The sequence below is a fragment of the Pseudomonas sp. PL-6 genome (assembly GCF_054110165.1).
On record NZ_CM134189.1, the window covers coordinates 3,860,386 to 3,882,765 of the forward strand.

Genomic DNA, 22,380 nt, shown 5'->3' on the forward strand with positions numbered 1-22,380 from the left:
TGCTCCTCGGCGCCATGCACCCAGCAGTAGGCAGCGGCCATGCCGGCGCCGAGCACGGCGCCGCCACCGGCCCAGGTGGAACTTTCGATGGCCCCCAATGCCGCGCCGCCAACGCCGCCCACCGCCGCACAGGTGGGCCAGTCGGACTTCTGCAGGCCGGCACAGCCGGTCAACAGGGTACTGGCCAGAATCAGGGGTACAGCTTTCCTTGTGATGCTCATACTTTAGGTCTCCAATGTTCATCGGCCCATAACCGACTCAAGAGTAGTAAAGACAGGAGTTATGCAATCCGCCAGCTATAGAAGGCATAGCGCATAATTTCTCCTCGCTCTAGGCCGATTGCCGGCGCCACGTTAGTCTTTGCCGCCCTGTTCGAGGATGTTCGATGACTGCCAGCCCCTCTTCCCGTACCCCGCAGCAGGCCCTGGCCGCCCTGCTCGCCCGCTATACCCCGGAGAAACTGCTGTTGGTCGGGGCCAGCGAACTGCCCGCGCTGAGCGCCTTCCACGGCGCTCACCCGCAGTGCCGGGTGGCCACGGCGCCGGCCGCCGCCCTGCCGGCCGAGCTGGCCGCCCAGCGCTTCGACCTGGCGCTGCTGGTCGACTGCCTGGAACACCTGAGCAAGCGCGACGGTCTGCAACTGCTCGGCGGCATCCGCAACCTCAACGCCAGCCGCGTCGCCGTGCTGGTCGACCTGCAGGCCGCAGACTGGCGGGAAACCGATTTCTTCGCCCTGGCCATGCAGGCCAGCGAGCAGTTCCAGCGCGAAGGCCAGACCCTGCACCTGTTCACCTACGACCTGCTCGACTACAAGCAGGTGCCGGACTGGCTGAACGCCAAGTTCTGGGCCAACCCGGAAAACTTCGGCAAGTACTGGTGGTAACGCCATGAATCCACTCGACCCCGTTTGCCCCTGCGGTAGCGGCAACCCCCTCGGCCACTGCTGCGGCCCCTACCATGCCGGCACCGCCGCGCCCAGCGCCGAGCTGCTGATGCGCTCGCGCTACAGTGCCTACGTGCTGGGCCTGGTGGACTACCTGGTCGCCACCACCCTGCCGGCCCAGCAGAGCGCGCTGGATCGCGCCGCCATGGCCGCCTGGAGCGCGCAGAGCACCTGGCTCGGCCTGGAGGTGGAAAGCAGCGAGCTGTTCGGCGGCCAGCCCGAGCATGCGCAGGTTTGCTTCGTCGCCCGCTGGCACGACGCGCAGGGCGAGCACAGCCACCGCGAACGCTCGGCCTTCGTGCAGGTCGGCGGGCGCTGGTATTTCCTCGACCCGAGCGTGCCGCTGAAAGCCGGACGCAACGATCCCTGCCCCTGCCGCAGCGGACAGAAGTTCAAGAAATGCTGCGCCGGCTACCTGGGTTGAACGCACGCACCTGACGCCTGCGGCCTTTTCTGCTTGAGTTGTGGGCGCCCGCCGGCACGTTGCCGGGCGCGGACGCTCAACAAGGAGAAGGGCATGCACAAGCAAAGTGGTGTGGCGATCATCCTGGCCAGCCTGCTGTTCGGCTGCGCCAGCCAACCGTCCGGACAGCAGGGGGAGCGCCTCGATCTGGGCGACAGCGCGCGCGTCAGCCGCCTGTTCGCCTATCCCAACAACTGCAGCGTGATCTGCTACCGCGACTGGACGCTGGAGCAGACGGTGCAGCATTACCTCGAACAGAGCCTGGCGCGCGACGGTTACGCCGACGCCCGGGTGACCATCCAGCGCCAGGGCGAGCGCCTCTACGCCGACTTCGCCGGCACGCCCAAGGGCTACGGGCAACCGCTCAAGCAACTGCTCGACGCCGGCGACCTGGCCTACGATGGCGCCAACCAGCTCAACCGCGACGGCAAATGGCAGTACGACTGGTACTTCTTCCTGCCCCTGGGCATGGCCCTGGACAACCGCAAGAGCGTCGAGCTGCTGCATTTCCCCCCGGACTATTCGCTGACCCAGGCGCAGGACTACCTGCGCTCCAGCACCACCGATCGCTGGGCCGCGCTGCTGGTCAGCAACGGCGTGCCGGCGACGCAGACCCCGGCCTACCAAACCATCGTCGATATCGCCCCGATCGCCGCGCCGGCCAACGCCGGCAGCGCCCTGCAAGGGGTCTACGGTTATTTCAACGACTACCAGCAGCGCATGGTGCGCGAGCTGAGCGCCGGCAAGGGCGGCGCCAGCCTGCCCATGGTCGCCTTCGGCAGCCCGGTGCGCGACTGGGTCAAGCAGCAGTATGGCGTGCAGCTGGCGGTGCTCGGCCTCGGCCGGATCGAGGCCGCACCGGGGCAGCAAGTGTCGGTGCTGGGCGCCAACCACCCCAGCTATATCTGGTACGCCGCCGATCCGGCCAACAACCAGGGCAGCCAGGCCAAGGCCGATGCCACCGGCATCCGGGTCATGGGCCAGGATCTCAGCGCCGCCTGCTGGCAAGCCGGCATGGGCCGGCAGCCCGCCGGCGATCCGCAGCAGACGCTCGCGAGCTGCACGCAGAAATGGCAGGTCACCGACCAGTTGCAGACCTGCGAGCTGTTCTACGTCTCGGTGCGCAAGCTCAAGCCCGAAGACGCCGAGGCCAAGTGCCAGGCGAGCTGAAACGACCGGGCCCGCAGTGGCGGGCCCGGTGTCATTCCTGCAGTTTCAGGTGCGAGGTATCCGGCGGCGGCGCGGCCGGGGCAGCCTTGGCCTGGCCCATGTCGCTGCCTACCGGCGCCAGGCTGAACTGCGACAGATCGACCTGCGGTGCGGCGGCCTCGGGCTTGGCGTCCTGCAGATCGGCGCCGACCGGTGCGATGCCGAAATCCGGCGCGTCCACCTCGCTGAAGGCGGCCATGTATTCGTCGCGCGGCGCCACCCGCAGGCGGCCGCCAGTGGCACTCGCCAGCGGCGCGGCAGGCACAGGCTCGGCGGCGGGCGGCGGCGCCAGTTCCACCTCCTCCACCGGCAGGTCCATAGCCACCACCTCGACCCGCGCGCCGGCGCGCTCCAGGGTGGCGCGATACTTCTCCGCCCCGGCGGCATCGAGGTTGTTCTTGATCACGATGCGCCGCCCGGAAAACAACTGGGCGATGCGCTGGGCATCGGCCTGGAACAGCTTGGCCAGATTGGCCTTGACCAGCTCCGGTTGGGCGCCCGACACCAGTTGCCCGGAGAAGGCGATCTCGTAGCGACTCATGGTCACACTCCTGTCCTATTCGGCCCTCAGTATGGCGCAGGTTTTTTGACGCTAACACCGCAGGCGTCTCATCCACCGCTTTTCGGCCGACTTGGGCAGAAACCTGCGGCAACCTCGCGGCAAAAAATAATGATGGAGTGCCCAGGTTGCAGCCGAGCGGTTGCTTGTTACACTGGGGGCGTTATTGGGGGTATGACATGCTTTCTCAGGCGCAAACGATAAGAATTATCAGCCTATTGATGTTTTTTGGCCTGTTCTCGGGCCTCGCAGGATGCTCCACCTGGATGACAGGTGGTTTCAAGGACCCGGACGTCCAGCTCATCAAAGTTGATGTAATCAAGGCCAGGCTGCTCGAACAGGAGTTCCGCCTGCGCTTTCGCATCGACAATCCCAACGGCGTCAGCCTGCCGGTGCGCGGCCTCGACTACGCCGTGCACCTCAACGAGATGAAACTCGCCGAGGGCTATTCCAACGAGTGGTTCACCGTGCCCGCGCACGGCCACCACACCTTCGAGGTGCCGGTGCGCACCAACCTCTGGCGCCACGTGCGGCAGATCGTGAAGATGCTGGAGAAACCCGACGAGCCGATCCGCTATCGCCTGCAGGGCGAAGTGAAAACCGGCATGTTGTTCGGACGCAGCGTGCACATGTCGCGCAATGGCGAGATAATTCCCGGCGATTTCATCCCGGAGTAACCGCCATGAGCAACCAACCCCACGTCCACGGCCCCGACTGCAACCACGATCACGACCATCATCACGATCATGACCACGTCCACGGCCCGCATTGCAACCACGGCCATCAGGAGCCGGTGCGCAACGCGCTGAAGGACGTCGGCCGCAACGACCCTTGCCCCTGCGGCAGCCAGAAGAAGTTCAAGAAATGCCACGGCGCCTGAAGCCCCGATGAATGCGCCGACCCTCGCCCTGCTGCTCGCCGGTCTGCTGCTGATCGCGGCTCTGGCCGCCTATGCCTGGCATCTCTGGCGCCGCGTCTGGGCGCAGCAACGCAGCCAGGCCGCCGCCCAGCAGGAGCGCCAGCAGCGCCTCGGCGGCGACCTGACGATTCTCGCCGGCAGCCTGCTCGACGAGCAGTTGCCGCTGATCGAAGGCGCCATCCGCATCAAGGTGCTGCTGGACAACTACGACAGCGAACTGAGCCGCGACAGCCGTTGCCAGGTGTTCCACCTGCTGTTCGAGGCCACCGCCGAGGTGCCCACCCATGGCGCCTGGAAGGCGCTGGACAAGCACGAGCGGCGGCGCTTCGAGAAGCGCTTCAACGAGCTCGAGCTGCAGCACAAGGCCGCCGCCCGTACGGCCGCCCGCTGGTTGCTCGACGAAGGGCTGAAGAGCGCTCGGCGAAACGCCTGAACCCCCTCTTGCCAGGCTCTGCGCCCCTCATTACCGTGGCGACTTCATGGCCGATCGGCAGCGATCGGCCCGTCGCGCGCAGCCGCCGCACCCCGACCTATTGCCTGCCAAGGAATTTCGCCATGCGCACGCTGGCCTGCCTGACCCTTGCCGCCTCGCTGACCGGCCTCGCCGGCTGCCAGTCCCTGCTCAACAGTCGCTATGCCGACAGCGTGCCGCCGACGCGCGGCGTGGAACGCATCCAGGGCCTGGCGGAAAGCGCCTCGATCCGCCGCAACGCCCTCGGCATGCCGCTGATCGAGTCGGGCACCTTCCACGATGCGCTGTTCGCCCTGGGCTACGTGCATGCCGGCGACCGCCTCAGCCAGATGGTCGGCATGCGTCTGCTGGCAGAAGGGCGCCTGGCGGAAATGGCCGGCCCCGGCGTGCTGGAGATGGACAGGTTCATGCGCGCGGTGAACCTCAAGCGCAGCGCCGAGGAGCTCTATGCCGGCGCCTCGCCGCGGCTGAAACGCTTCTTCGAGGTCTACGCGCGCGGCGTCAACGCCTACATGTTCCGCTACCGCGAGCGCCTGCCGATGGACCTGGCCGAGTCCGGCTACCGGCCGGCCTACTGGAAGCCGGAAGACTCGGTGCTGCTGTTCTGCCTGCTCAACTTCGGTCTGGCGGTCAATCTGCAGGAAGAGATCGCCGCGCTGGTCATGGCCCAGCAGGTCGGCGCCGACCAGCTGCCCTGGCTGCTGCCGATCTACCCCGACGAGGCGCTGCCGTTCGACGAGGCGCAGAAGCTCGCCGGCCTCGACCTCAAGGGCCAGCTGCCCGGCCTGCAGGCCGTCGGCCAGGCCGCGGCGCAGATCGCTGCGCAGCACATGCTCGGCGTCGCCGCCTCGAACAACTGGGCCATCGCCCCCGAGCGTACGCGCGGCGGCAAGAGCCTGCTGGCCAACGACACCCACCTGCCGCTGGCGATGCCCTCGCTGTGGAATTTCGTGCAGATCCGCTCGCCCAAGTACCAGGCGGCCGGCATCTCGCTGGCCGGCGTGCCGGCCGTGGTCGCCGGCTACAACGGCAAGCTGGCCTGGGGCATGACCATGGTCATGGGCGACAACCAGGACCTGTTCCTCGAACGGGTCAAGCGCGAGGGCGGCCGCCTGCTGTACCTGGCCGACGGCCAGTGGCTGCCGGCCGGCGAGCGCCAGGAGACCTTCTTTATCAAGGGCCAGCGGCCGATCCGCGAGACGCTCTACGAGACCCGCAACGGGCCGCTGCTGAACTCGGTGCTGGGCCAGCGCAAGCACGCGCTGCAACCGATGCGCCTGGAGAGCGGCTACGGCCTGGCGCTGAAGACCACCCAGTTCGAGCGCGACGCCAGCCTCGATGCCTTCTTCGACCTGTCCCGCGCGCAGTCGGTGGACGCGGCCTTCGAGGCCACCCGCGAGATCCGCGCCATGCCGCTGAACATCGTCTTCGCCGACGCCCAGCACATCGGCTGGCAGGTCACCGGGCGCTACCCGAACCGCCGCGAGGGCCGCGGCCTGCTGCCCTCGCCCGGCTGGGACGCACGCTACGCCTGGGACGGTTTCGCCGACCCGATGCTCCACCCCTACGACCAGGACCCGCCGCAGGGCTGGCTGGGCAGCGCCAACCAGCGCAGCGTGCCACCGGGCTACGGCATGCAGCTGTCCAGTTCCTGGTACTACCCCGAGCGCGCCGAACGCATCGCCGAACTGGCCGGCAGCGGCCAGCATGACGGCCGCAGCATGATCGCCATGCAGTACGACCAGACCTCGCCCTTCGTCGCCAAGCTGCAGGCCATGTTCAACGACCCGGGCATGCAGGGCCCGCTGCGCGACGCCATCGCCGCCCTGCCGGCCGCCCAGCGCCCGCGCGCCGAGGAAGCCCTGCAACGCCTGCTGGCCTTCGACGGCAGGTTGGCCGCCAGCTCCGCCGATGCGGCGATCTACGCCGCCTTCCTGCATGAAAGCGCGCGGCAGACCTTCCTCGACGAACTCGGCCCGGACAGCAGCCCGGCCTGGCAGGCACTCGTGCAGACCGCCAACACCTCCTACTCGGCGCAAGCCGACCATCTGCTCGGCCGCCCCGACAGCCCGTTCTGGAACGACCTGCGCACCCCGCAGCAGGAAGACAAGCCGGCCATCCTCGCGCGCAGCCTGGCCGCCAGCATCGAGCTGCTGGAAAGCCGCCTGGGCCAGGAGCGCAGCGCCTGGCAATGGGGCAAGCTACACAGCTACGCATGGGTCACCGAGACCACCCGCCTGGCGCCCTATATGAGCGCCAGCCAGCGCGCCAGCATCAATGCGCTCAAGAGCTACCTGGACCGCGGCCCCTACCCGGCCGGCGGCGACCACAGCACGCTCAACGTCTCGGCCTATGCCTGGGGCCAGGACTTCGACACCTGGCTGATCCCGGCCATGCGCATCGTCGTCGACTTCGCCGCCGCCGAGCCGCTGCGCGGCGTCAACAGCTCCGGCCAGTCGGGCAACCCGGCCAGCCCGCACTATGCCGACGGCATCGAGGCCTGGCTCAAGGGCGGCTACATGAGCTTCCCGTTCCGAGCGGAGAACCTGGACAAGGTCTACGGCAACCAGCGCCTGCTGCTGATGCCGGCCAGGTGACGACCGTTCGTCGGGTGGCGCTGAACCTTTCCGTCGGCGCCTCACTCTGACTATTCGACTTACTCCATAGATCATCGTTTAAGGCGCCTCTGGCGCCTTTTCTTTTGCCTGCGCAAAAGTCGCAGCCAAAAGATGGCCTTTTTACATCATCGAATTGAACTTACCGCCAACGCCGGGCTCAGAACCTGTGCATCGATTGAAAGCTCCTGGCGCCTCTGGCGCCTATTTTTTTATGGCCTGCCATCCCTGGCGCCCCCTACGGGCCGTCGCTGCGCGACGTTGAAAATGCCTCCCGGGCATTTTTTGTCCGCTCCTCGCGCCCGTCGCTCTCTAGCCTGCACTTTTCCCCTGGATCGACGTAAGCTCTAGCGCTTTCCGTTTCCCGCTTTGCAGCGCCGACCCGCATCAAGGAGCCCGAGATGAGCAACCGCCAAGCCGAAATCGCCGCCGCCCTGGAGGTGGTGCCGCCCTTTGCCGACGAAACCGCCTTGGTCGCCGAGATCGAACGGCGCAAGGCCTTTATCAAGCAGTGCCTGCGCAACTCGGGGCTGAAGGTGCTGGTGCTCGGTATCAGCGGCGGCGTCGACTCGCTGACCGCCGGGCGCCTGGCGCAGTTGTCGGTGGAGGAGCTGCGCGCCGAAACCGGCGATTCGGCGTACCGCTTTATCGCCGTGCGCCTGCCGCACAACGCCCAGCACGACGAGCACGACGCCCAGGACTCGCTGAAATTCATCCGCGCCGATGAAGAGGACACCGTCAATATCGCCAGCAGCGTGCTGGGACTGGGCGAGCAGGTCACCCACCTGCAGAAACTGACCGACGCGCGCCGCGACTTCGTGGTCGGCAATATCAAGGCACGCATCCGCATGGTCGCCCAGTTCGCCATCGCCAACGCCAACAACGGCCTGGTGATAGGTACCGACCACGCCGCCGAGGCGGTGATGGGGTTCTTCACCAAGTTCGGCGACGGCGCCTGCGACCTGGCGCCGCTGTCCGGCCTGGTGAAGCATCAGGTACGCGCCATCGCCAAGCACCTGGGCGCACCGCAGCACCTGGTGATGAAGACCCCGACCGCCGACCTGGAAGAACTGCGCCCGGGCAAGCCGGACGAGGAAGCCCATGGCGTCAGCTACGCCGAGATCGACGCCTTCCTGCACGGCGAAAGGGTCAGCGAGGCGGCCTATGCCACCATCGTCCGCACCTTCGATGCCACCCGCCACAAACGCGAGCTGCCGCTGGTGCCCTGAGTGACTGCGCCGCGGGCTGGAATGCCCGCGGCAGGCTACGCTTTTTTGAAGTAACGGCCCGCCCCTAGTCGCGCGGGCTCGAGCCACTTCAGCAGGGGTACGCCGCATGTCGCCGAACGCCACGCCAGAACGGATCTTTAACCGTACCCTGCTCGACACCCTGATCCGCGCTGGCATGATCGCCGCCCTGGTGGTGGCCTGCTTCGAGGTGTTCAGCCCCTTCCTCAGCCTGATGTTCTGGGCGCTGATTCTCGCCGTCACCCTCTATCCGTTGCACAACCTGCTCAAGCCCCGCCTGGGCCGCAGCGACAGCCGTGCCGCCACCTTGATCGTGATCCTGGCGATCGCCGTCCTGCTGATCCCCATCTACCTGCTCGGCACCTCGCTGACCGAGTCGGTGCAGGTGGCAATTGCCACGGTCAAGTCGGGCGCCGTGCATATCCCGCCGCCACCGGATGCGGTCGCCCAGTGGCCACTGATCGGCAAGCAACTGCATGGCTTCTGGGCACAGCTCGCCTCCGACCTGACCGGCGTCCTGCAACGCCTGGCCCCGCATCTCAAAGACATGACCCTGGGCCTGCTCAGCAGGCTTGCCGGGGTGGGAGTCGGCATGCTGGTCTTCATCGCCGCGCTGATGATCGCCGGCATCATCATGGCCTACGGCGAAAACGGTCATCAGAGCGCCCGCCGCATCTCGGCGCGGATATTCGAGCCGGGTCGCAGCGATCAGCTGGTCGAGCTGTGCACAGCCACCATCCGCGCCGTGGCCCAGGGCGTGATCGGCATCGCCTTCATCCAGATGCTGCTGATCGGCGCCGGATTCATCTTCATGGGCGTTCCCGGCGCCGGCCTGCTGGCCCTGGCCGTCTTGCTGCTGGGGATCATGCAGCTGCCGGCCACGCTGATTACCCTGCCGGTGATCGCCTTCGTCTTCTTCAACGAAGGCGCCACCCTGGCCAGCATCGTCTTCGCCATCTACGTGTTCGTCGCCGGCCTCGCCGACAACGTGCTCAAGCCGCTGCTGCTCGGCCGCGGCGTGGACGTGCCGATGCCGGTGGTGCTGGTCGGCGCCCTGGGCGGCATGGTCAGCGGCGGCATCATCGGCCTGTTCATCGGCCCGGTGCTGCTGGCGGTGGGCTACAAACTGTTCTGGCAATGGGTCGACACCCCGCCCGCCAGCAGCGCGGCTGGCCCGCGGGATGGCGATTAAGCAGCGCCGCGCCTGGGCATTGCTGGCCGCAGCCAGCCTGGCTGGCTGCGTGCGCCTGGGGCCGGACTTCCAATCACCGCGGCAGGCCTGGATCGACCACTGGGACAGCCAGGCGCTGAACGCGGCCAGCCAACAGCACCCGCAGCCGGACAACCGGCAATGGTGGACGCAGTTCGACGACCCGCTGCTCGAGCGCCTGATCGCCGAAGCGGACGTCCACAACCCCAACCTGCGCATCGCCGCCCTGCGCATCATCGAGGCCCGCGCCCAGCTCGGCATCGCCCGCAGCGGGCGCTACCCGCAACTGCAGCAGGCCAGCGCCGACGCCTTCTACCTGGACCGCAACCAGTACGGTGGCGACACCGAGCTGGACAGCAGTGCCTGGCAGTACGGCGCCGGCTTCGACATCGGCTGGGAGCTGGACTTCTGGGGTCGCTACAGCCGCGCCATCGAATCCGCCGATGCCAGCTACTTCGCCGCCCGGGCCAACTACGAGGATGCCCTGGTGCTGCTGCGTGCCCAGGTGGCGCAGACCTACTTCGCCCTGCGCACCGCCGAGGCGCGCCTGGGCATCGCGCGCGACAACGCCAGGCTGCAGAAGCGCAGCCTGGAGATCACCGAACGCCTGTTCAACAGCGGCAACAGCGACGAACTCGACCTGCAGCAGGCCAAGACCCAGTACCTGGGCACCCTGAGCAGCGTGCCCGAGCTGGAGGCCCAGGCGGCGCAGACGCGCAACGCCCTCGCCGTGCTGATCGGCCAGCCGCCGGGCAGCCTGCCCGAGCTGAGCGCGCAGACCGGCCTGGTGCCGCTGGTCGACCAGGCCCTGCTCGACGACGTGCCGGCCAACCTGCTGCTGCGCCGCCCCGATGTACGCGCCGCCGAACTCCAGGTGGCCGCCCAGTCCGCCCTGATCGGGGTGGCCGAGAGCGACCTGTACCCCTCGCTCAGCCTGCTCGGCAGCATCGGTTGGTCGGCCAGCAGCCAGGCCGGCAGCCCCGATACGGTGAGCCTCGGCGCCGGCCCCAGCCTGACCTGGAACCTGTTCGACCACGGCCGCCTGCGCAACAACGTGCGCGTGCAGGATGCGCGCCTGCAGCAACTGATCGAGGCCTACCGCGACCGCGTGCGCCAGGCCGCGCGCGAAGCCGACGACGCCGCCACCGGCCTGAGCAAAGCCCTGGAGCGCGAGCGCATCCTGCGCGAGGCCGCGTTCTCGGCCCAGCGCTCGCTGACCCTGGCCAGCGCCCAGTACCGTGAGGGCTACTCCGACTTCCAACGGGTGCTGGACGCCCAGCGCGCCCTGTTCGCCCAACAGGATGGTTATCTGGTGGCGCGCAGCGCCGCACTGAGCAACCTGATCGACCTCTATCGCGCCCTCGGCGGCGGCTGGCACAGCAACCAGCCGTTGCTCGACAGTGCCACCCGCGAGCAGATGCGCCAGCGCACCGACTGGGGCGAGCTGCTCGACGAGCAATCACCACCGTCCGCCCAGGCAGCCACGCCATGATCGACAGCCCGGAAACCACCGACCAGCCAGCCGCCAAACCCGCGGGCAAGGAGCAAGATCCCAGCCGCCGCGGGGTGCAGATCACCCTCGCCGCGATCGGCCTGACCCTGGTCTGGTACCTGCTGGCCGACCGCTTCACCCCCTATACCCAGCAGGCGCGGGTGCAGGCCTACGTGGTCGCGGTGGCACCGGAGGTGGCCGGGCGCATCCAGCGGGTGCTGGTCGGCAACAACCAGACGGTCGAGGCCGGCCAGGTGCTGTTCGAACTCAACCCGCAGCCCTACGAGATCGCCGTGGCCAAGGCCCGCGCGGAGTTGGAAAACATGCGCGGCCAGGTCGGCGCCAGCACCGCCGCCATCGACTCGGCCCTGGCCTCGCAGCGCGCCGCCGAGGCCGGCGAGCTGGAAGCCAGGCAGGATCGCGAGCGTCTGGAACGCCTGTATCGCGAAGACCCCGGGACCATCTCCCTGCGCCGCCTGGAAATCTCCCGGGCCAATTTGCAGCAGGCCATCAGCCAGGTGGCCGCGGCCCGTGCCGAAGTGCAGCGCGCCCGCGAAAGCGAGGGCGGTAGCGGTGCGGACAACGCCCGCCTGCGCAGCGCCGCCGCGGCACTCGAGCAGGCCGAGCTGGATCTGAGCAAGACCCAGGTACGCGCCGCCTCCGCCGGGCTGATCACCGACCTGCGCAGCGAAGTCGGCCAGTATGCGGCGGCCGGCAGCCCGCAGATGACTCTGATCGGCCTCAACGACCTATGGATCAGCGCCGAGATGAGCGAGAACAACCTCGGCCACCTGCAGCCCGGCACGGCGGTTGCCATCGTCCTCGACGCCCGCCCCGGGCATGTCTATCGCGGCCGTGTGCGCAGCATCGGTTACGGCATCAGCGTCGGCCAGAGCACCCCGCCCGGCAGCCTGCCGACGGTGGAGAACAGCCGCGACTGGCTGCGCGCGGCACAACGCTTCCCGGTGATCATCGAGTTCGCCGAGGGCGAACTGGGCGACTACCAGGGCCTGCGCGTCGGCGGCCAGGCCGAGGTGATGGCCTTCCCCAGCGAAGGCAACCCGCTGAACCTGCTCGGCCGCGCCTTTCTGCGCGTGATGAGCTGGCTGTCGTTCGCCTACTGATGGCCGGCCCGACCGATCCGCGCCCGCAGCGCGCCCTGCGCCTGGCCTGCGGGGTGGCCTGTGGCACCGTGCTGGGCTTCGGCCTGGGCCTGCCGCTGCCGTTTCTCACGCCGGTGCTGGTGCTGCTCCTGCTGGCGATGAGCAACCAGCCGCTGACCCTCAGGGCCGGCCTGAGCCTGGCCCTGGTGGCCGCCCTGACCTGCGGCAGCGGCCTGCTGCTGAGCCCGCTGCTGCGTCACTCGCCGTTCAGCGGCGTGCTGCTGGTGGCACTCGGCCTGTTCTTCAGCTTTCGTTTCGCCCTGCGCGGCGGCAATGGCCTGCTGTCGACCTTGCAGGTCATCGGCCTGACCCTGATTACCGCTGCCGGCACCAGCTCCATGGCGCTCGGCCAGGAAGTGGTGATCGCGCTGATCAAGGCCGTGCTGCTGACCACCCTGTGCGTGGCGATCGGCCACTGGCTGTTTCCCGACCCCGCAGGACTGCCGCCCGCGGCCAAGCCGGCGGCCATGGGTCAGGCGCGTTCCGAGTGGATCGCCCTGCGCGCCATGCTGGTGGTGCTGCCGGCCTGGCTGCTGGCGCTGATCGACCCCGCCAGCTACATACCGCTGGTGATGAAAGCGGCCAGCCTCGGCCAGCAGGTGTGCGGCACCAGCGCCCGCGACGCCGGCCGTGAACTGCTCGGCTCGACCCTGCTCGGCGGCGCGCTGGCCATAGCCTTCTGGGCACTGCTGAGCATCCTGCCGCACCTGTGGCTGTTCTTCCTGCTGATGCTGCTGTTCATCCTGCTGCTGGCGCGGCGCCTCTACCAGTTGGTGGCCAACCGCCTGAGCCCCGGCTTCTGGCTGAACAGCGCGATGACCCTGATCATCCTGCTGGGCCAGTCGGTGCAGGACAGCGCCCTCGGCAAGGATGTCTACAGCGCCTTCGCCATCCGCATGGGCCTGTTCGTCCTCGTCACCCTGTACGCCTGCGCGGCGGTTTACCTGATCGACCGGCGCGTCACCATGCCCTCTGAGGAAAAGCCATGCTCCTGAACCTGCTGATCGGCCTGCCCATGACCATGCTGTGCCTGCTGCTGCAGGCCGTGATGGTCGCCCTCAGCCTGCGTCGTTATATCGACTATCGGCATGGCCTGAGCCGGCCATCGCTCGGCAGCACCATCCTGACCCTGAGCCTGGTGATGCTGTTCATGCTGTTCGGCAACTTCCTGCAGATGAGCATCTGGGCCGGGCTGTACGTCGTGCTCGGCGAATTCGAAACCTTTGCCCAGGCCCTGTACTTCTCCGGCGTGACCTTTTCCACCCTGGGTTACGGCGATCTGGTGCTCTCCCCGCCGCGGCAGCTGCTGAGCGCACTGGAGGCGGCCAACGGCATCCTCATGTTCGGCGTCTCCACGGCCGTGCTGACTGCCGCACTCGGCGACGTGCTCAAGCACTACGCCCAGCAGCGCAAGACCGCACAGGAGCCCTGAGGCACTGCGCCGGCTGGCAAACGGCTAACCGCTCGTCGCCAGCCGCTTATCGAGCGGGGCAAAGACGAAAAAGCCGAGCAGAGGCTCGGCTTTTTCGGATGCAGCGGCCATTCAGGCCTTGGGCAGGGTCACGCCCAGCTGGCCCTGGTACTTGCCGCCGCGATCCTTGTACGACACCTCGCAGGCCTCGTCCGACTGCAGGAACAGCATCTGCGCCACGCCCTCGTTGGCGTAGATCTTCGCCGGCAGGGTGGTGGTGTTGGAGAACTCCAGGGTCACGTGGCCTTCCCACTCCGGCTCCAGCGGCGTGACGTTGACGATGATGCCGCAGCGCGCATAGGTGCTCTTGCCCAGGCAGATGGTCAGCACGTCGCGCGGGATGCGGAAGAACTCCACGGTGCGGGCCAGGGCGAAGGAGTTCGGCGGGATGATGCAGACGTCGCTCTTCACGTCGACGAAGCTCTTCTCGTCGAAGTTCTTCGGGTCGACGGTGGCCGAGTTGATGTTGGTGAACACCTTGAATTCGTCGGCGCAGCGCACGTCGTAGCCGTAACTGGACACGCCGTAGGAGATCAGCCGCTCGTTGCCTTCGGTGCGCACCTGGCGCTCGACGAAGGGCTCGATCATGCCGTGCTCGAGAGTCATGCGGCGAATCCACTTGTCCGATTTGATGCTCATGGCGAGGTGTCCTGAATGGGCGGTGGCGAAAAAAGTGAGCGCATCTTACCGACCCCGGCGCCCCGCTTCAAAGGCTGTCGACCGGCGTCACGACCGGCCGCCGCGAGTTATTTGCAAGAAAGACGCACGCAGCATTCGCACTCGACGATAAAAACACGTATGGTGTGCCCACTGTGCTGCATGTGTCACCGCGAATCGCTACTAGATGCCTAGATCTCGATCCAAACATCGTCCGACTCCTAGTACTCGTTGCACTCAGTCCCGGCCTGGGCTTTTCCAGGGCTGTTATTACTTTTGTTAGGAGACATCACATGTCCAATCGTCAGACTGGCACCGTTAAGTGGTTCAACGATGAGAAAGGCTACGGCTTCATCACCCCGCAATCCGGTGACGACCTGTTCGTACACTTCAAAGCCATCCAGAGCGATGGTTTCAAGAGCCTGAAAGAAGGCCAGCAAGTGACTTTCGTGGCCACCCGTGGTCAGAAAGGCATGCAGGCTGAGGAAGTTCAGGTTGTCTAACCTGAGCTGACCCGCTTGAAAAGAGCCCCGCCTAGTGCGGGGCTTTTTTATGGCCAGAAGAAATACCGGCCAATGGGAGACGACTGCAGGAATGCCAGAGGAGGCATGGCGATTCAGATCAGCCCCCCCTCCCGCCCCTCGGGCACCCTCTCCCATAAATGGGAGAGGGTCATCAGAAGGCCGCTTTCAGTCGTCGCTGATCTCGATGCTCGGCATCGCCGGCTGGCCGGCCTGGGCGATGCGCGCGCCGACCTTACGCGCCAGGTCCTGATAGATCATGGCGATCTGGCTTTCCGGATCGGCGATGGTGGTCGGCTTGCCGTCGTCGGCCTGCATACGGATGGCCATCGACAGCGGCAGGGACGCCAGCAGCTCGACACCGTATTGCGCCGCCAGCTTCTCGCCGCCACCCTCGCCGAACAGGTGCTCGGCATGGCCGCAGTTGGAGCAGATGTGCACGGCCATGTTCTCCACCACGCCCAGCACCGGAATATGCACCTTGCGGAACATCTCCACGCCCTTCTTGGCATCCAGCAGGGCCAGGTCCTGCGGCGTGGTGACTATCACGCTGCCGGCCACCGGCACCTTCTGCGCCAGGGTCAGCTGGATGTCGCCGGTACCCGGCGGCATGTCCACCACCAGGTAATCCAGGTCGTTCCAGGCGGTCTGGGTGATCAGCTGCAGCAGCGCGCCGCTGACCATCGGCCCGCGCCAGACCATCGGCGTGTTGTCGTCGGTGAGAAAGGCCATGGACATCACCTGCACGCCATGCGCCTCGAGCGGCACGAACCACTTCTGTTCGCGCACCTGCGGCCGCGTGCCTTCGGCGATGCCGAACATGATGCCCTGGCTCGGTCCGTAGATATCGGCGTCGAGAATGCCCACCCGCGCGCCTTCGCGGGCCAGGGCCAGGGCCAGGTTGGCCGCGGTGGTGGACTTGCCCACCCCGCCCTTGCCCGAGGCCACGGCGATCACGTTCTTCACCCCGGCCAGTGCCGGCACCTGGGCCTGGCCCTGGTGCGACTCGATCAGGCAATCGACCTTTACCTGCGCACTGTCGACGCCATCGAGGTTCTCCAGTGCCATCTGCAGCATCTGCGCCCAGCCGTTCTTGAACAGCCCGGCGGCGTAGCCCAGCTGCAGACGCACATTGACCTGGCCACCCTGGATCTCGACCTCGCGCAGGCAGCCGGCGCTGACCGGGTCCTGGTCCAGGTGGGGGTCGGTGAACCGACGCAGACAGGCTTCGACCGCTTCGCGGGTGACGGCACTCATGCAAGAACTCCAAGAACAAGGCAGGGCAGAAACAGGCGCCCATCATAGCAGCAGCGCCATCGGGCGATGGAGCACGGCGCTTTTCCGTGGCGCAGGTAGCTTGAAGCTTGTCGCTTCCCTTATAGTTGCCGACTTCCCTCGTTTTACCAGTGCAGCCGATCACCATGACCGAAGCCCGCAAGATTCTCGTTACCAGCGCCCTCCCCTACGCCAACGGCTCGATCCACCTCGGCCATATGCTCGAGTACGTGCAGACCGACATGTGGGTGCGCTTCCAGAAACTGCGCGGCAACCAGGCGATCTACGTGTGCGCCGACGATGCCCACGGCTCGGCCATCATGCTGCGCGCCGAGAAGGAAGGCATCACCCCCGAGCAGCTGATCGCCAATGTGCAGGCCGAGCACACCGCCGATTTCGCCGACTTCGGCGTGGACTTCGACAACTACCACTCGACCCACTCGCAGGAGAACCGCGAGCTGTCGGCGGCGATCTACCTCAAGCTGCGCGACGCGGGGCATATCGCCACCCGCTCGGTGACCCAGTACTTCGACCCCGAGAAGGGCATGTTCCTCGCCGACCGCTTCATCAAGGGTACCTGCCCCAAATGTGCGGCCGAGGACCAGTACGGCGACAACTGCGAGAAATGCGGCGCCACCTACGCCCCCACCGAGCTGAAGGACCCGCGCTCGGCGATCTCCGGCGCGGTGCCGGTACTCAAGGACTCCAAGCACTTCTTCTTCAAGCTGCCGGACTTCGAGGCCATGCTCAAGCAGTGGACCCGCAGCGGCAGCCTGCAGGAGGCGGTGGCCAACAAGATCGCCGAATGGCTCGACGGCGGCCTGCAGGAATGGGACATCAGCCGCGATGCGCCCTACTTCGGCTTCGAGATTCCCGACGAGCCGGGCAAGTACTTCTACGTCTGGCTGGACGCACCGATCGGCTATATGGCTAGCTTCAAAAATCTTTGTGCGCGCCGCCCGGAGCTTTCCTTCGACGCCTTCTGGAACAAGGATTCGACCGCCGAGCTGTATCACTTCATCGGCAAGGACATCGTCAACTTCCATGCCCTGTTCTGGCCGGCCATGCTCGAAGGCGCCGGCTACCGCAAGCCCACCGCGGTCAATGTGCACGGCTACCTGACGGTAAACGGGCAGAAGATGTCCAAGTCACGCGGCACCTTTATCAAGGCGCGCACCTACCTCGATCACCTCAACCCCGAGTACCTGCGTTACTACTACGCCAGCAAGCTGGGCCGCGGCGTCGATGACCTCGACCTGAACCTCGAGGACTTCGTGCAGAAGGTCAACTCCGACCTGGTCGGCAAGGTGGTCAATATCGCCAGCCGCTGCGCCGGCTTTATCCACAAGGGCAACAATGGGGTGCTGGTCGCCGCCAATCCCGAACCGGAGCTGTGGGCCGCCTTCCAGGCCGCCGCACCGAGCATCGCCGAGGCCTACGAGGCGCGCGACTTCTCCCGCGCCATGCGCGAGGTCATGGCCCTGGCCGACCGCGCCAACGCCTGGATCGCCGACAAGGCGCCCTGGGCGCTGAACAAGGTGGAAGGCAAGCAGGCCGAAGTGCAGGAAATATGCGCCCTGGGCGTCAACCTGTTCCGCCAGCTGGTGATCATGTTGAAACCCGTGCTGCCGAAACTGGCCGCCGACGCCGAAGCCTTCCTCAATGTCGCCCCGCAAACCTGGGCCGACCTGGCGCTGCCACTGGCCAACCACCAGCTCAACCCGTTCAACCCGCTGCTGACCCGTATCGAACCCACGAAGATAGACGCCATGATCGAAGCCTCCAAGGAAGACCTGGCCGCAGAAAGCGCCAAACCGCAAGACAACGGCGAGCTGACCAAGGACCCGCTGGCCGCCGAGATCGCCTTCGACGCCTTCGCCGCCGTCGACCTGCGTATCGCCCTGATCGAGAAGTGCGAGTTCGTCGAGGGCGCCGACAAGCTGCTGCGCCTGTCGCTGGATATCGGCGACGCCAAGCGCAACGTGTTCTCCGGGATCAAGTCCGCCTACCCGGACCCGAGCAAGCTGGAAGGCCGCCTGACCCTGTACGTGGCCAACCTGGCGCCGCGCAAGATGAAGTTCGGCATCAGCGAAGGCATGGTGCTGGCCGCCGGTCCCGGCGGCGAGGAAATCTACCTGCTCAGCCCGGACAGCGGCGCCAAACCGGGCCAGCGCGTCAAGTAAGCGCCAGCTAGGCTTATAGGCGTCGAACAAGCCGGCCAATGCCGGCTTGTTTGCTTATGCACGCTTCCCGATAATAAGCGCCCTTTTTCTATGGCCTTTTCGAGCACAACGGCAACCCGATGACCGAACTCGTCCTGATCATGGTCAGCGCCATCCTGGTCAATAACTTCGTGCTGGTGCAGTTCCTCGGCCTGTGCCCCTTCATGGGCGTGTCGAAGAAGATCGAGACGGCCATCGGCCTGTCCCTGGCCACCACATTCGTCCTGACCCTGGCCGCCATGTGCAGCTACCTGGTGCAGCAGTACGTGCTCAGGCCGCTGGACCTGGAGTTCCTGCGCACCATCAGCTTCATCCTGGTGATCGCGGTGACCGTGCAGTTCACCGAGATGGTGGTGAACAAGACCAGCCCGCTGCTGTACCGCGTGCTGGGCATCTTCCTGCCGCTGATCACCACCAACTGCATCGTTCTCGGCGTGGCCCTGCTCAACGCCAACAAGGCCGAGTTCACCTTCGTCACCGCCACCGCCAACGGCTTCGCCGCCGGCCTGGGCTTCTCCCTGGTGCTGGTGCTGTTCGCCGCCATGCGCGAGCGCATCGCCATCGCCGACGTGCCCAAGTCGTTCCAGGGCGCGGCCATCGGCATGATCACCGCGGGCCTGATGTCGTTGGCGTTCATGGGCTTTACCGGGTTGATCAAGCTATGAACCTGGTTCTCGTCGCCGTCCTCGCCCTGCTCGGCCTGTGCCTGCTGGCCGGCGCCATCCTCGGTTTCGCCGCGGTGCGCTTCAAGGTCGAGGGCGACCCCATCGCCGAGCAGATCAACGCCCTGCTGCCGCAAACCCAGTGCGGCCAGTGCGGCTACCCCGGCTGCAAGCCCTACGCCGAGGCGATTGCCGGCGGCGACAAGATCAACAAGTGCCCGCCCGGTGGCGAGGCGACCATCCAGGCCCTGGCCGACCTGCTGGATGTCGAGCCCGAGCCGCTGGATGCGGTGGAAGGCGAAAAGCCGCAGATGGTCGCCTATATCCGCGAGGCCGAATGCATCGGCTGCACCAAGTGCATCCAGGCCTGCCCGGTGGACGCCATCGTCGGCGCAGCGCGGCAGATGCACACGGTGATCGTCAGCGAATGCACTGGCTGCGACCTGTGTGTCGAGCCCTGCCCGGTGGACTGCATCGACATGATCCCGGTGGGCAGCACGGTGCAGACGTGGAAGTGGGACAAACCGTTGGCCCCCGGCCAGCTGATCGCCAGTGACCGGGAGCAGGCGGCATGAGTGCGCAGGAAAAGATCTGGGCCATCCCCGGCGGCATTCACCCGGCCGAGCGCAAGGAGCTGTCCAACCGCACGCCGATCCAGCCGGCACCGCTACCCAAGCGCTTGACCCTGCCCCTGGGCCAGCATATCGGCGCCGCCGCCGAGCCCTGCGTGGTGCTCGGCCAGCGGGTGCGCAAGGGCGAGAAGATCGCCGAGGCCAATGGCTTTGTCAGCGCGCCGCTGCATGCGCCCACCTCCGGCACGGTCAGTTTTATCGGCCCGCAGCCCTACCCGCATGTCTCCGGCATGCTGGCGCCGGCCATCGTCATCGACAGCGACGGCCTGGACGAGTGGATCGAACTGACCCCGCATCCCGACTACCGGCATATGGACTCCGCCGAACTGCTGGCGCTGATCCGCGACGCCGGCATCAGTGGCCTGGGCGGCGCGGGCTTCCCCACCGCGGTGAAGCTCACCGCGCGGCCGACGCAGAAGATCCACACGCTGATCATCAACGGCACCGAGTGCGAGCCCTATATCACCGCCGACGACTTGCTGATGCGCGAACGCGCAGCTGAGCTGGTTTCCGGCATCGATATCCTGGTGCAGCTGATCCAGCCCGAGCAGGTGCTGATCGGCATCGAGGACAACAAGCCCGAGGCCATTGCCGCGGTGCGCGGCGCCTGCAGCGAGCGCAGCTACCAGGTGCGGGTGTTCCCCACCAAGTACCCCTCCGGCGGCGAGAAGCAGCTGATCCAGATCCTCACCGGTGTCGAGGTGCCATCGGGCGGCCTGCCGGCCGATATCGGCATACTCTGCCAGAACGTCGGCACCTGCGTGGCCGTGCACGAGGCCGTGGTGCACGGCAAGCCGCTGATCTCGCGCATCACCACCCTCACCGGCGAGGCCCTGGCGCGCCCGGGCAACGTCGAGGCACTGCTCGGCACCCCGGTCGGCGAGCTGCTGGAATTTGCCGGGCTCGACCGGAGCAAGCTCAATCGCCTGATCATGGGCGGACCGATGATGGGCTTCACCCTGCCCAGCCTCGAAGTACCGCTGATCAAGACCGCCAACTGCCTGCTGGCCAGCACCGCCGCCGAGCTGCCGCCACCTCCGCCGGCCATGCCCTGCATCCGCTGCGGCGAATGCGCCGAGGCCTGCCCGGCCAGTCTGCTGCCGCAGCAACTGCACTTCTTCGCCCTGGGCCAGGAGCACGAGCAGCTCAAGGCGCACAACCTGTTCGACTGCATCGAATGCGGCGCCTGCGCCTACGTCTGCCCCTCGAGCATCCCGCTGGTGCAGTACTACCGCGCGGCCAAGGCGGAAATCCGCGAACTGGAACAGAAGCAGCTCAAGGCCGAACACTCCAAGCAGCGTTTCGAACAGCGCCAGGAACGCCTGCGCCGCGCCGAGGAGCAGAAGGAAGCCGAGCGCAAGGCCCGCGCCGAGAAGGCCGCCCGCGCCAAGGCGGCGCAGGCCGAGGCGCCTGCGGTAACGACAGCCGCGCCGGCCGATGAGGCGCTGAAGAAACTCAAGATCGAAGCCAGCATGGCCCAGGTCGCGCTGAAGAAGGCGGAAAAACAGCTGGCCGCCCACGACACGCCCGAACTGCAGACTCAGGTCAGCGAGCTGCGTGCCGCTGCCGAAGCCGCACAGCAGGCCCTGGCCGACGCGCAGGCGGCTGCCCCTGCCCCGACGCCCAAGCCGGCCGGTGACGAAGCGCTGAAGAAAGCCAAGATCGAAGCCGCCATGCTCAAGGCCCAGTTGCGCAAGCTGGAAAAGATCGAGGCCCGGGACGACGAGCAGCAGGCCGAAACCGCCCGCCTGCGTCAGCAACTGGAAGAAGCCGAGAAGACCCTGGCCAGCCTGGAAACCCAGGCGCCCGCCCCCGCCGCCAAACCGGCCGGCGATGAAGCGCTGAAGAAGGCCAAGATCGACGCCGCCATGCTCAAGGCGCAGCTGCGCAAGCTGGAAAAGATCGAGAGCCCGGACGACGACCAGCAGGCCGAACTCGCCCGTATGCGCCAGCAGCTGGAAGCCGCCGAGAAGGCCCTGGCCAGCCTGGAAAGCCAGACGCCCGCCCCGGCCGCCAAACCCGCCGGCGACGAAGCGCTGAAAAAGGCCAAGATCGACGCCGCCATGCTCAAGGCGCAGCTGCGCAAGCTGGAAAAGATCGAAAACCCGGACGACGACCAGCAGGCCGAACTCGCCCGCCTGCGCCAGCAGCTGGAAGCCGCCGAGAGGGCCCTGGCCAGCCTGGAAAGCCAGGCGCCCGCCCCCGCCGCCAAGCCGGCCGGCGACGAGGCGCTGAAAAAGGCCAAGGTCGAGCTGGCGATGAAGCGCGCCGAACTGAAGAAGGCCGAGAAAGCCGGCGCTGACGAAGCCGGCCTGCAGCCGCTGCGCGATGCCCTGGTTGCCGCCGAGCAGGCCCTGCACGCCGCCGAGACGGCCTCGGACAAGCCGGCGCCGGAGCTGGTACGCCGCGAACGCCCCGGCGTGGACGAAACGCTGAAAGCCCTGAAAACCGAAGTGGCCTTCGCCCGCGCCGACCTGCGCAAGCTGGAGCGCGACGACAACGCCGCCAGCGAGGCGCTGGAACAGGCCCGCACGCGCCTGGCCGAGGCCGAACGCCAACTGGCCGAATACCAACCCTGACATCCGCCCCGGACGCAATCCGGGGACAAACACCACACCCGACAGCGCAGCGACAGCAACGACCGGAGC

At 66.9% G+C, this 22,380-nt stretch carries 21 protein-coding genes; 18 read left to right on the top strand and 3 right to left on the bottom strand.

What is annotated here, in order from left to right:
* The first annotated feature begins 385 nt into the window (after nucleotides 1-385).
* From ACW9UL_RS16565 to ACW9UL_RS16575, 3 genes are all read left to right on the top strand, one after another.
* Nucleotides 386-883: a DUF6231 family protein gene (locus ACW9UL_RS16565; RefSeq protein ID WP_122108693.1), complete on the top strand. Its 498-nt coding sequence runs from the start codon at nucleotides 386-388 to the stop codon at nucleotides 881-883.
* 4 nt (nucleotides 884-887) lie between these two features.
* Entirely contained in the window at nucleotides 888-1,367 is a 480-nt protein-coding gene (locus ACW9UL_RS16570) for a YchJ family protein (RefSeq protein WP_021444979.1), read from the top strand.
* Nucleotides 1,368-1,460: 93 nt separating this feature from the next.
* Nucleotides 1,461-2,576 (top strand): hypothetical protein, encoded by a 1,116-nt coding sequence (locus ACW9UL_RS16575; RefSeq protein WP_457787689.1) that lies wholly within the window; start codon nucleotides 1,461-1,463, stop codon nucleotides 2,574-2,576.
* A 31-nt stretch (nucleotides 2,577-2,607) separates the two neighbouring features.
* Here the strand turns inward: ACW9UL_RS16575 and ACW9UL_RS16580 are convergent, their stop codons facing one another.
* Nucleotides 2,608-3,156: a hypothetical protein gene (locus ACW9UL_RS16580; protein ID WP_457787690.1), complete on the bottom strand. Its 549-nt coding sequence runs from the start codon at nucleotides 3,154-3,156 to the stop codon at nucleotides 2,608-2,610.
* A gap of 197 nt (nucleotides 3,157-3,353) precedes the next feature.
* Between ACW9UL_RS16580 and ACW9UL_RS16585 the strand changes: the two genes are divergently transcribed.
* From ACW9UL_RS16585 to ACW9UL_RS16630, 10 genes are all read left to right on the top strand, one after another.
* Complete coding sequence (locus ACW9UL_RS16585) at nucleotides 3,354-3,851, top strand: LEA/WHy family protein (RefSeq protein ID WP_178082557.1); 498 nt, start codon at nucleotides 3,354-3,356, stop codon at nucleotides 3,849-3,851.
* A gap of 5 nt (nucleotides 3,852-3,856) precedes the next feature.
* Entirely contained in the window at nucleotides 3,857-4,054 is a 198-nt protein-coding gene (locus ACW9UL_RS16590) for an SEC-C metal-binding domain-containing protein (protein WP_021444498.1), read from the top strand.
* 7 nt (nucleotides 4,055-4,061) lie between these two features.
* Entirely contained in the window at nucleotides 4,062-4,526 is a 465-nt protein-coding gene (locus tag ACW9UL_RS16595) for a DUF2489 domain-containing protein (RefSeq protein WP_021444499.1), read from the top strand.
* Nucleotides 4,527-4,648: 122 nt separating this feature from the next.
* Nucleotides 4,649-7,162: a penicillin acylase family protein gene (locus ACW9UL_RS16600; RefSeq protein ID WP_457787691.1), complete on the top strand. Its 2,514-nt coding sequence runs from the start codon at nucleotides 4,649-4,651 to the stop codon at nucleotides 7,160-7,162.
* 419 nt (nucleotides 7,163-7,581) lie between these two features.
* Nucleotides 7,582-8,409 (top strand): NAD(+) synthase, encoded by an 828-nt coding sequence (gene nadE / locus ACW9UL_RS16605; RefSeq protein WP_397498278.1) that lies wholly within the window; start codon nucleotides 7,582-7,584, stop codon nucleotides 8,407-8,409.
* Between the two features lie 106 nt (nucleotides 8,410-8,515).
* On the top strand, nucleotides 8,516-9,619 hold the full coding sequence (locus ACW9UL_RS16610; RefSeq protein WP_122108700.1) for an AI-2E family transporter: 1,104 nt from the start codon (nucleotides 8,516-8,518) through the stop codon (nucleotides 9,617-9,619).
* Nucleotides 9,609-11,129 carry an efflux transporter outer membrane subunit gene (locus ACW9UL_RS16615; protein WP_397498279.1) on the top strand — a complete coding sequence of 507 codons (1,521 nt, stop codon included), beginning with the start codon at nucleotides 9,609-9,611 and terminating at the stop codon, nucleotides 11,127-11,129. Before ACW9UL_RS16610 ends, ACW9UL_RS16615 begins: the two co-directional genes overlap by 11 nt.
* The gene (locus ACW9UL_RS16620; protein ID WP_397498280.1) at nucleotides 11,126-12,253 is read left to right on the top strand and encodes an HlyD family secretion protein; all 1,128 of its coding nucleotides are present in this window, start codon (nucleotides 11,126-11,128) and stop codon (nucleotides 12,251-12,253) included. The genes ACW9UL_RS16615 and ACW9UL_RS16620 overlap by 4 nt, the downstream gene beginning before the upstream one ends.
* The gene (locus ACW9UL_RS16625) at nucleotides 12,253-13,287 is read left to right on the top strand and encodes a DUF2955 domain-containing protein (RefSeq protein ID WP_397498281.1); all 1,035 of its coding nucleotides are present in this window, start codon (nucleotides 12,253-12,255) and stop codon (nucleotides 13,285-13,287) included. Before ACW9UL_RS16620 ends, ACW9UL_RS16625 begins: the two co-directional genes overlap by 1 nt.
* Nucleotides 13,278-13,724, top strand: a complete 447-nt coding sequence (locus ACW9UL_RS16630; RefSeq protein WP_397498282.1) for a potassium channel family protein — start codon at nucleotides 13,278-13,280, stop codon at nucleotides 13,722-13,724. The genes ACW9UL_RS16625 and ACW9UL_RS16630 overlap by 10 nt, the downstream gene beginning before the upstream one ends.
* Nucleotides 13,725-13,835: 111 nt before the next feature.
* Here ACW9UL_RS16630 and dcd read toward each other — a convergent pair whose 3' ends face one another.
* The gene (gene dcd / locus ACW9UL_RS16635) at nucleotides 13,836-14,402 is read right to left on the bottom strand and encodes a dCTP deaminase (RefSeq protein ID WP_457787692.1); all 567 of its coding nucleotides are present in this window, start codon (nucleotides 14,400-14,402) and stop codon (nucleotides 13,836-13,838) included.
* Between the two features lie 311 nt (nucleotides 14,403-14,713).
* Between dcd and ACW9UL_RS16640 the strand changes: the two genes are divergently transcribed.
* The gene (locus tag ACW9UL_RS16640; protein ID WP_004423761.1) at nucleotides 14,714-14,923 is read left to right on the top strand and encodes a cold-shock protein; all 210 of its coding nucleotides are present in this window, start codon (nucleotides 14,714-14,716) and stop codon (nucleotides 14,921-14,923) included.
* A 186-nt stretch (nucleotides 14,924-15,109) separates the two neighbouring features.
* Here the strand turns inward: ACW9UL_RS16640 and apbC are convergent, their stop codons facing one another.
* The gene (gene apbC, locus ACW9UL_RS16645; RefSeq protein ID WP_457787693.1) at nucleotides 15,110-16,198 is read right to left on the bottom strand and encodes an iron-sulfur cluster carrier protein ApbC; all 1,089 of its coding nucleotides are present in this window, start codon (nucleotides 16,196-16,198) and stop codon (nucleotides 15,110-15,112) included.
* A 164-nt stretch (nucleotides 16,199-16,362) separates the two neighbouring features.
* On the opposite strand from apbC, the gene metG reads away from it, so the two are divergent.
* The 4 genes from metG (at nucleotide 16,363) to rsxC (ending at nucleotide 22,311) form a co-directional block, all read left to right on the top strand.
* A complete protein-coding gene (gene metG, locus ACW9UL_RS16650) occupies nucleotides 16,363-18,399 on the top strand; it encodes a methionine--tRNA ligase (RefSeq protein ID WP_457787694.1) in 2,037 nt (678 codons plus the stop codon).
* Nucleotides 18,400-18,518: 119 nt separating this feature from the next.
* Nucleotides 18,519-19,103: an electron transport complex subunit RsxA gene (gene rsxA, locus ACW9UL_RS16655; protein WP_457787695.1), complete on the top strand. Its 585-nt coding sequence runs from the start codon at nucleotides 18,519-18,521 to the stop codon at nucleotides 19,101-19,103.
* Nucleotides 19,100-19,675 (top strand): electron transport complex subunit RsxB, encoded by a 576-nt coding sequence (gene rsxB / locus ACW9UL_RS16660; protein WP_457787697.1) that lies wholly within the window; start codon nucleotides 19,100-19,102, stop codon nucleotides 19,673-19,675. The genes rsxA and rsxB overlap by 4 nt, the downstream gene beginning before the upstream one ends.
* On the top strand, nucleotides 19,672-22,311 hold the full coding sequence (rsxC, locus tag ACW9UL_RS16665) for an electron transport complex subunit RsxC (RefSeq protein ID WP_457787698.1): 2,640 nt from the start codon (nucleotides 19,672-19,674) through the stop codon (nucleotides 22,309-22,311). The genes rsxB and rsxC overlap by 4 nt, the downstream gene beginning before the upstream one ends.
* Nucleotides 22,312-22,380: the final 69 nt, after the last annotated feature.

Bases quoted from the DNA above. Each gene is read 5' to 3' on its own strand.
- rsxC (WP_457787698.1), top strand. From the start codon at position 19,672: ATGAGTGCGCAGGAAAAGATCTGGGCCATCCCCGGCGGCATTCACCCG.
- dcd (WP_457787692.1), bottom strand. From the start codon at position 14,402: ATGAGCATCAAATCGGACAAGTGGATTCGCCGCATGACTCTCGAGCAC.
- rsxA (WP_457787695.1), top strand. From the start codon at position 18,519: ATGACCGAACTCGTCCTGATCATGGTCAGCGCCATCCTGGTCAATAAC.
- ACW9UL_RS16600 (WP_457787691.1), top strand. From the start codon at position 4,649: ATGCGCACGCTGGCCTGCCTGACCCTTGCCGCCTCGCTGACCGGCCTC.
- nadE (WP_397498278.1), top strand. From the start codon at position 7,582: ATGAGCAACCGCCAAGCCGAAATCGCCGCCGCCCTGGAGGTGGTGCCG.
- metG (WP_457787694.1), top strand. From the start codon at position 16,363: ATGACCGAAGCCCGCAAGATTCTCGTTACCAGCGCCCTCCCCTACGCC.
- apbC (WP_457787693.1), bottom strand. From the start codon at position 16,198: ATGAGTGCCGTCACCCGCGAAGCGGTCGAAGCCTGTCTGCGTCGGTTC.
- ACW9UL_RS16575 (WP_457787689.1), top strand. From the start codon at position 1,461: ATGCACAAGCAAAGTGGTGTGGCGATCATCCTGGCCAGCCTGCTGTTC.
- ACW9UL_RS16565 (WP_122108693.1), top strand. From the start codon at position 386: ATGACTGCCAGCCCCTCTTCCCGTACCCCGCAGCAGGCCCTGGCCGCC.
- ACW9UL_RS16615 (WP_397498279.1), top strand. From the start codon at position 9,609: ATGGCGATTAAGCAGCGCCGCGCCTGGGCATTGCTGGCCGCAGCCAGC.
- ACW9UL_RS16610 (WP_122108700.1), top strand. From the start codon at position 8,516: ATGTCGCCGAACGCCACGCCAGAACGGATCTTTAACCGTACCCTGCTC.
- ACW9UL_RS16625 (WP_397498281.1), top strand. From the start codon at position 12,253: ATGGCCGGCCCGACCGATCCGCGCCCGCAGCGCGCCCTGCGCCTGGCC.
- rsxB (WP_457787697.1), top strand. From the start codon at position 19,100: ATGAACCTGGTTCTCGTCGCCGTCCTCGCCCTGCTCGGCCTGTGCCTG.
- ACW9UL_RS16585 (WP_178082557.1), top strand. From the start codon at position 3,354: ATGCTTTCTCAGGCGCAAACGATAAGAATTATCAGCCTATTGATGTTT.
- ACW9UL_RS16595 (WP_021444499.1), top strand. From the start codon at position 4,062: ATGAATGCGCCGACCCTCGCCCTGCTGCTCGCCGGTCTGCTGCTGATC.
- ACW9UL_RS16570 (WP_021444979.1), top strand. From the start codon at position 888: ATGAATCCACTCGACCCCGTTTGCCCCTGCGGTAGCGGCAACCCCCTC.
- ACW9UL_RS16640 (WP_004423761.1), top strand. From the start codon at position 14,714: ATGTCCAATCGTCAGACTGGCACCGTTAAGTGGTTCAACGATGAGAAA.
- ACW9UL_RS16630 (WP_397498282.1), top strand. From the start codon at position 13,278: ATGCTCCTGAACCTGCTGATCGGCCTGCCCATGACCATGCTGTGCCTG.
- ACW9UL_RS16580 (WP_457787690.1), bottom strand. From the start codon at position 3,156: ATGAGTCGCTACGAGATCGCCTTCTCCGGGCAACTGGTGTCGGGCGCC.
- ACW9UL_RS16590 (WP_021444498.1), top strand. From the start codon at position 3,857: ATGAGCAACCAACCCCACGTCCACGGCCCCGACTGCAACCACGATCAC.
- ACW9UL_RS16620 (WP_397498280.1), top strand. From the start codon at position 11,126: ATGATCGACAGCCCGGAAACCACCGACCAGCCAGCCGCCAAACCCGCG.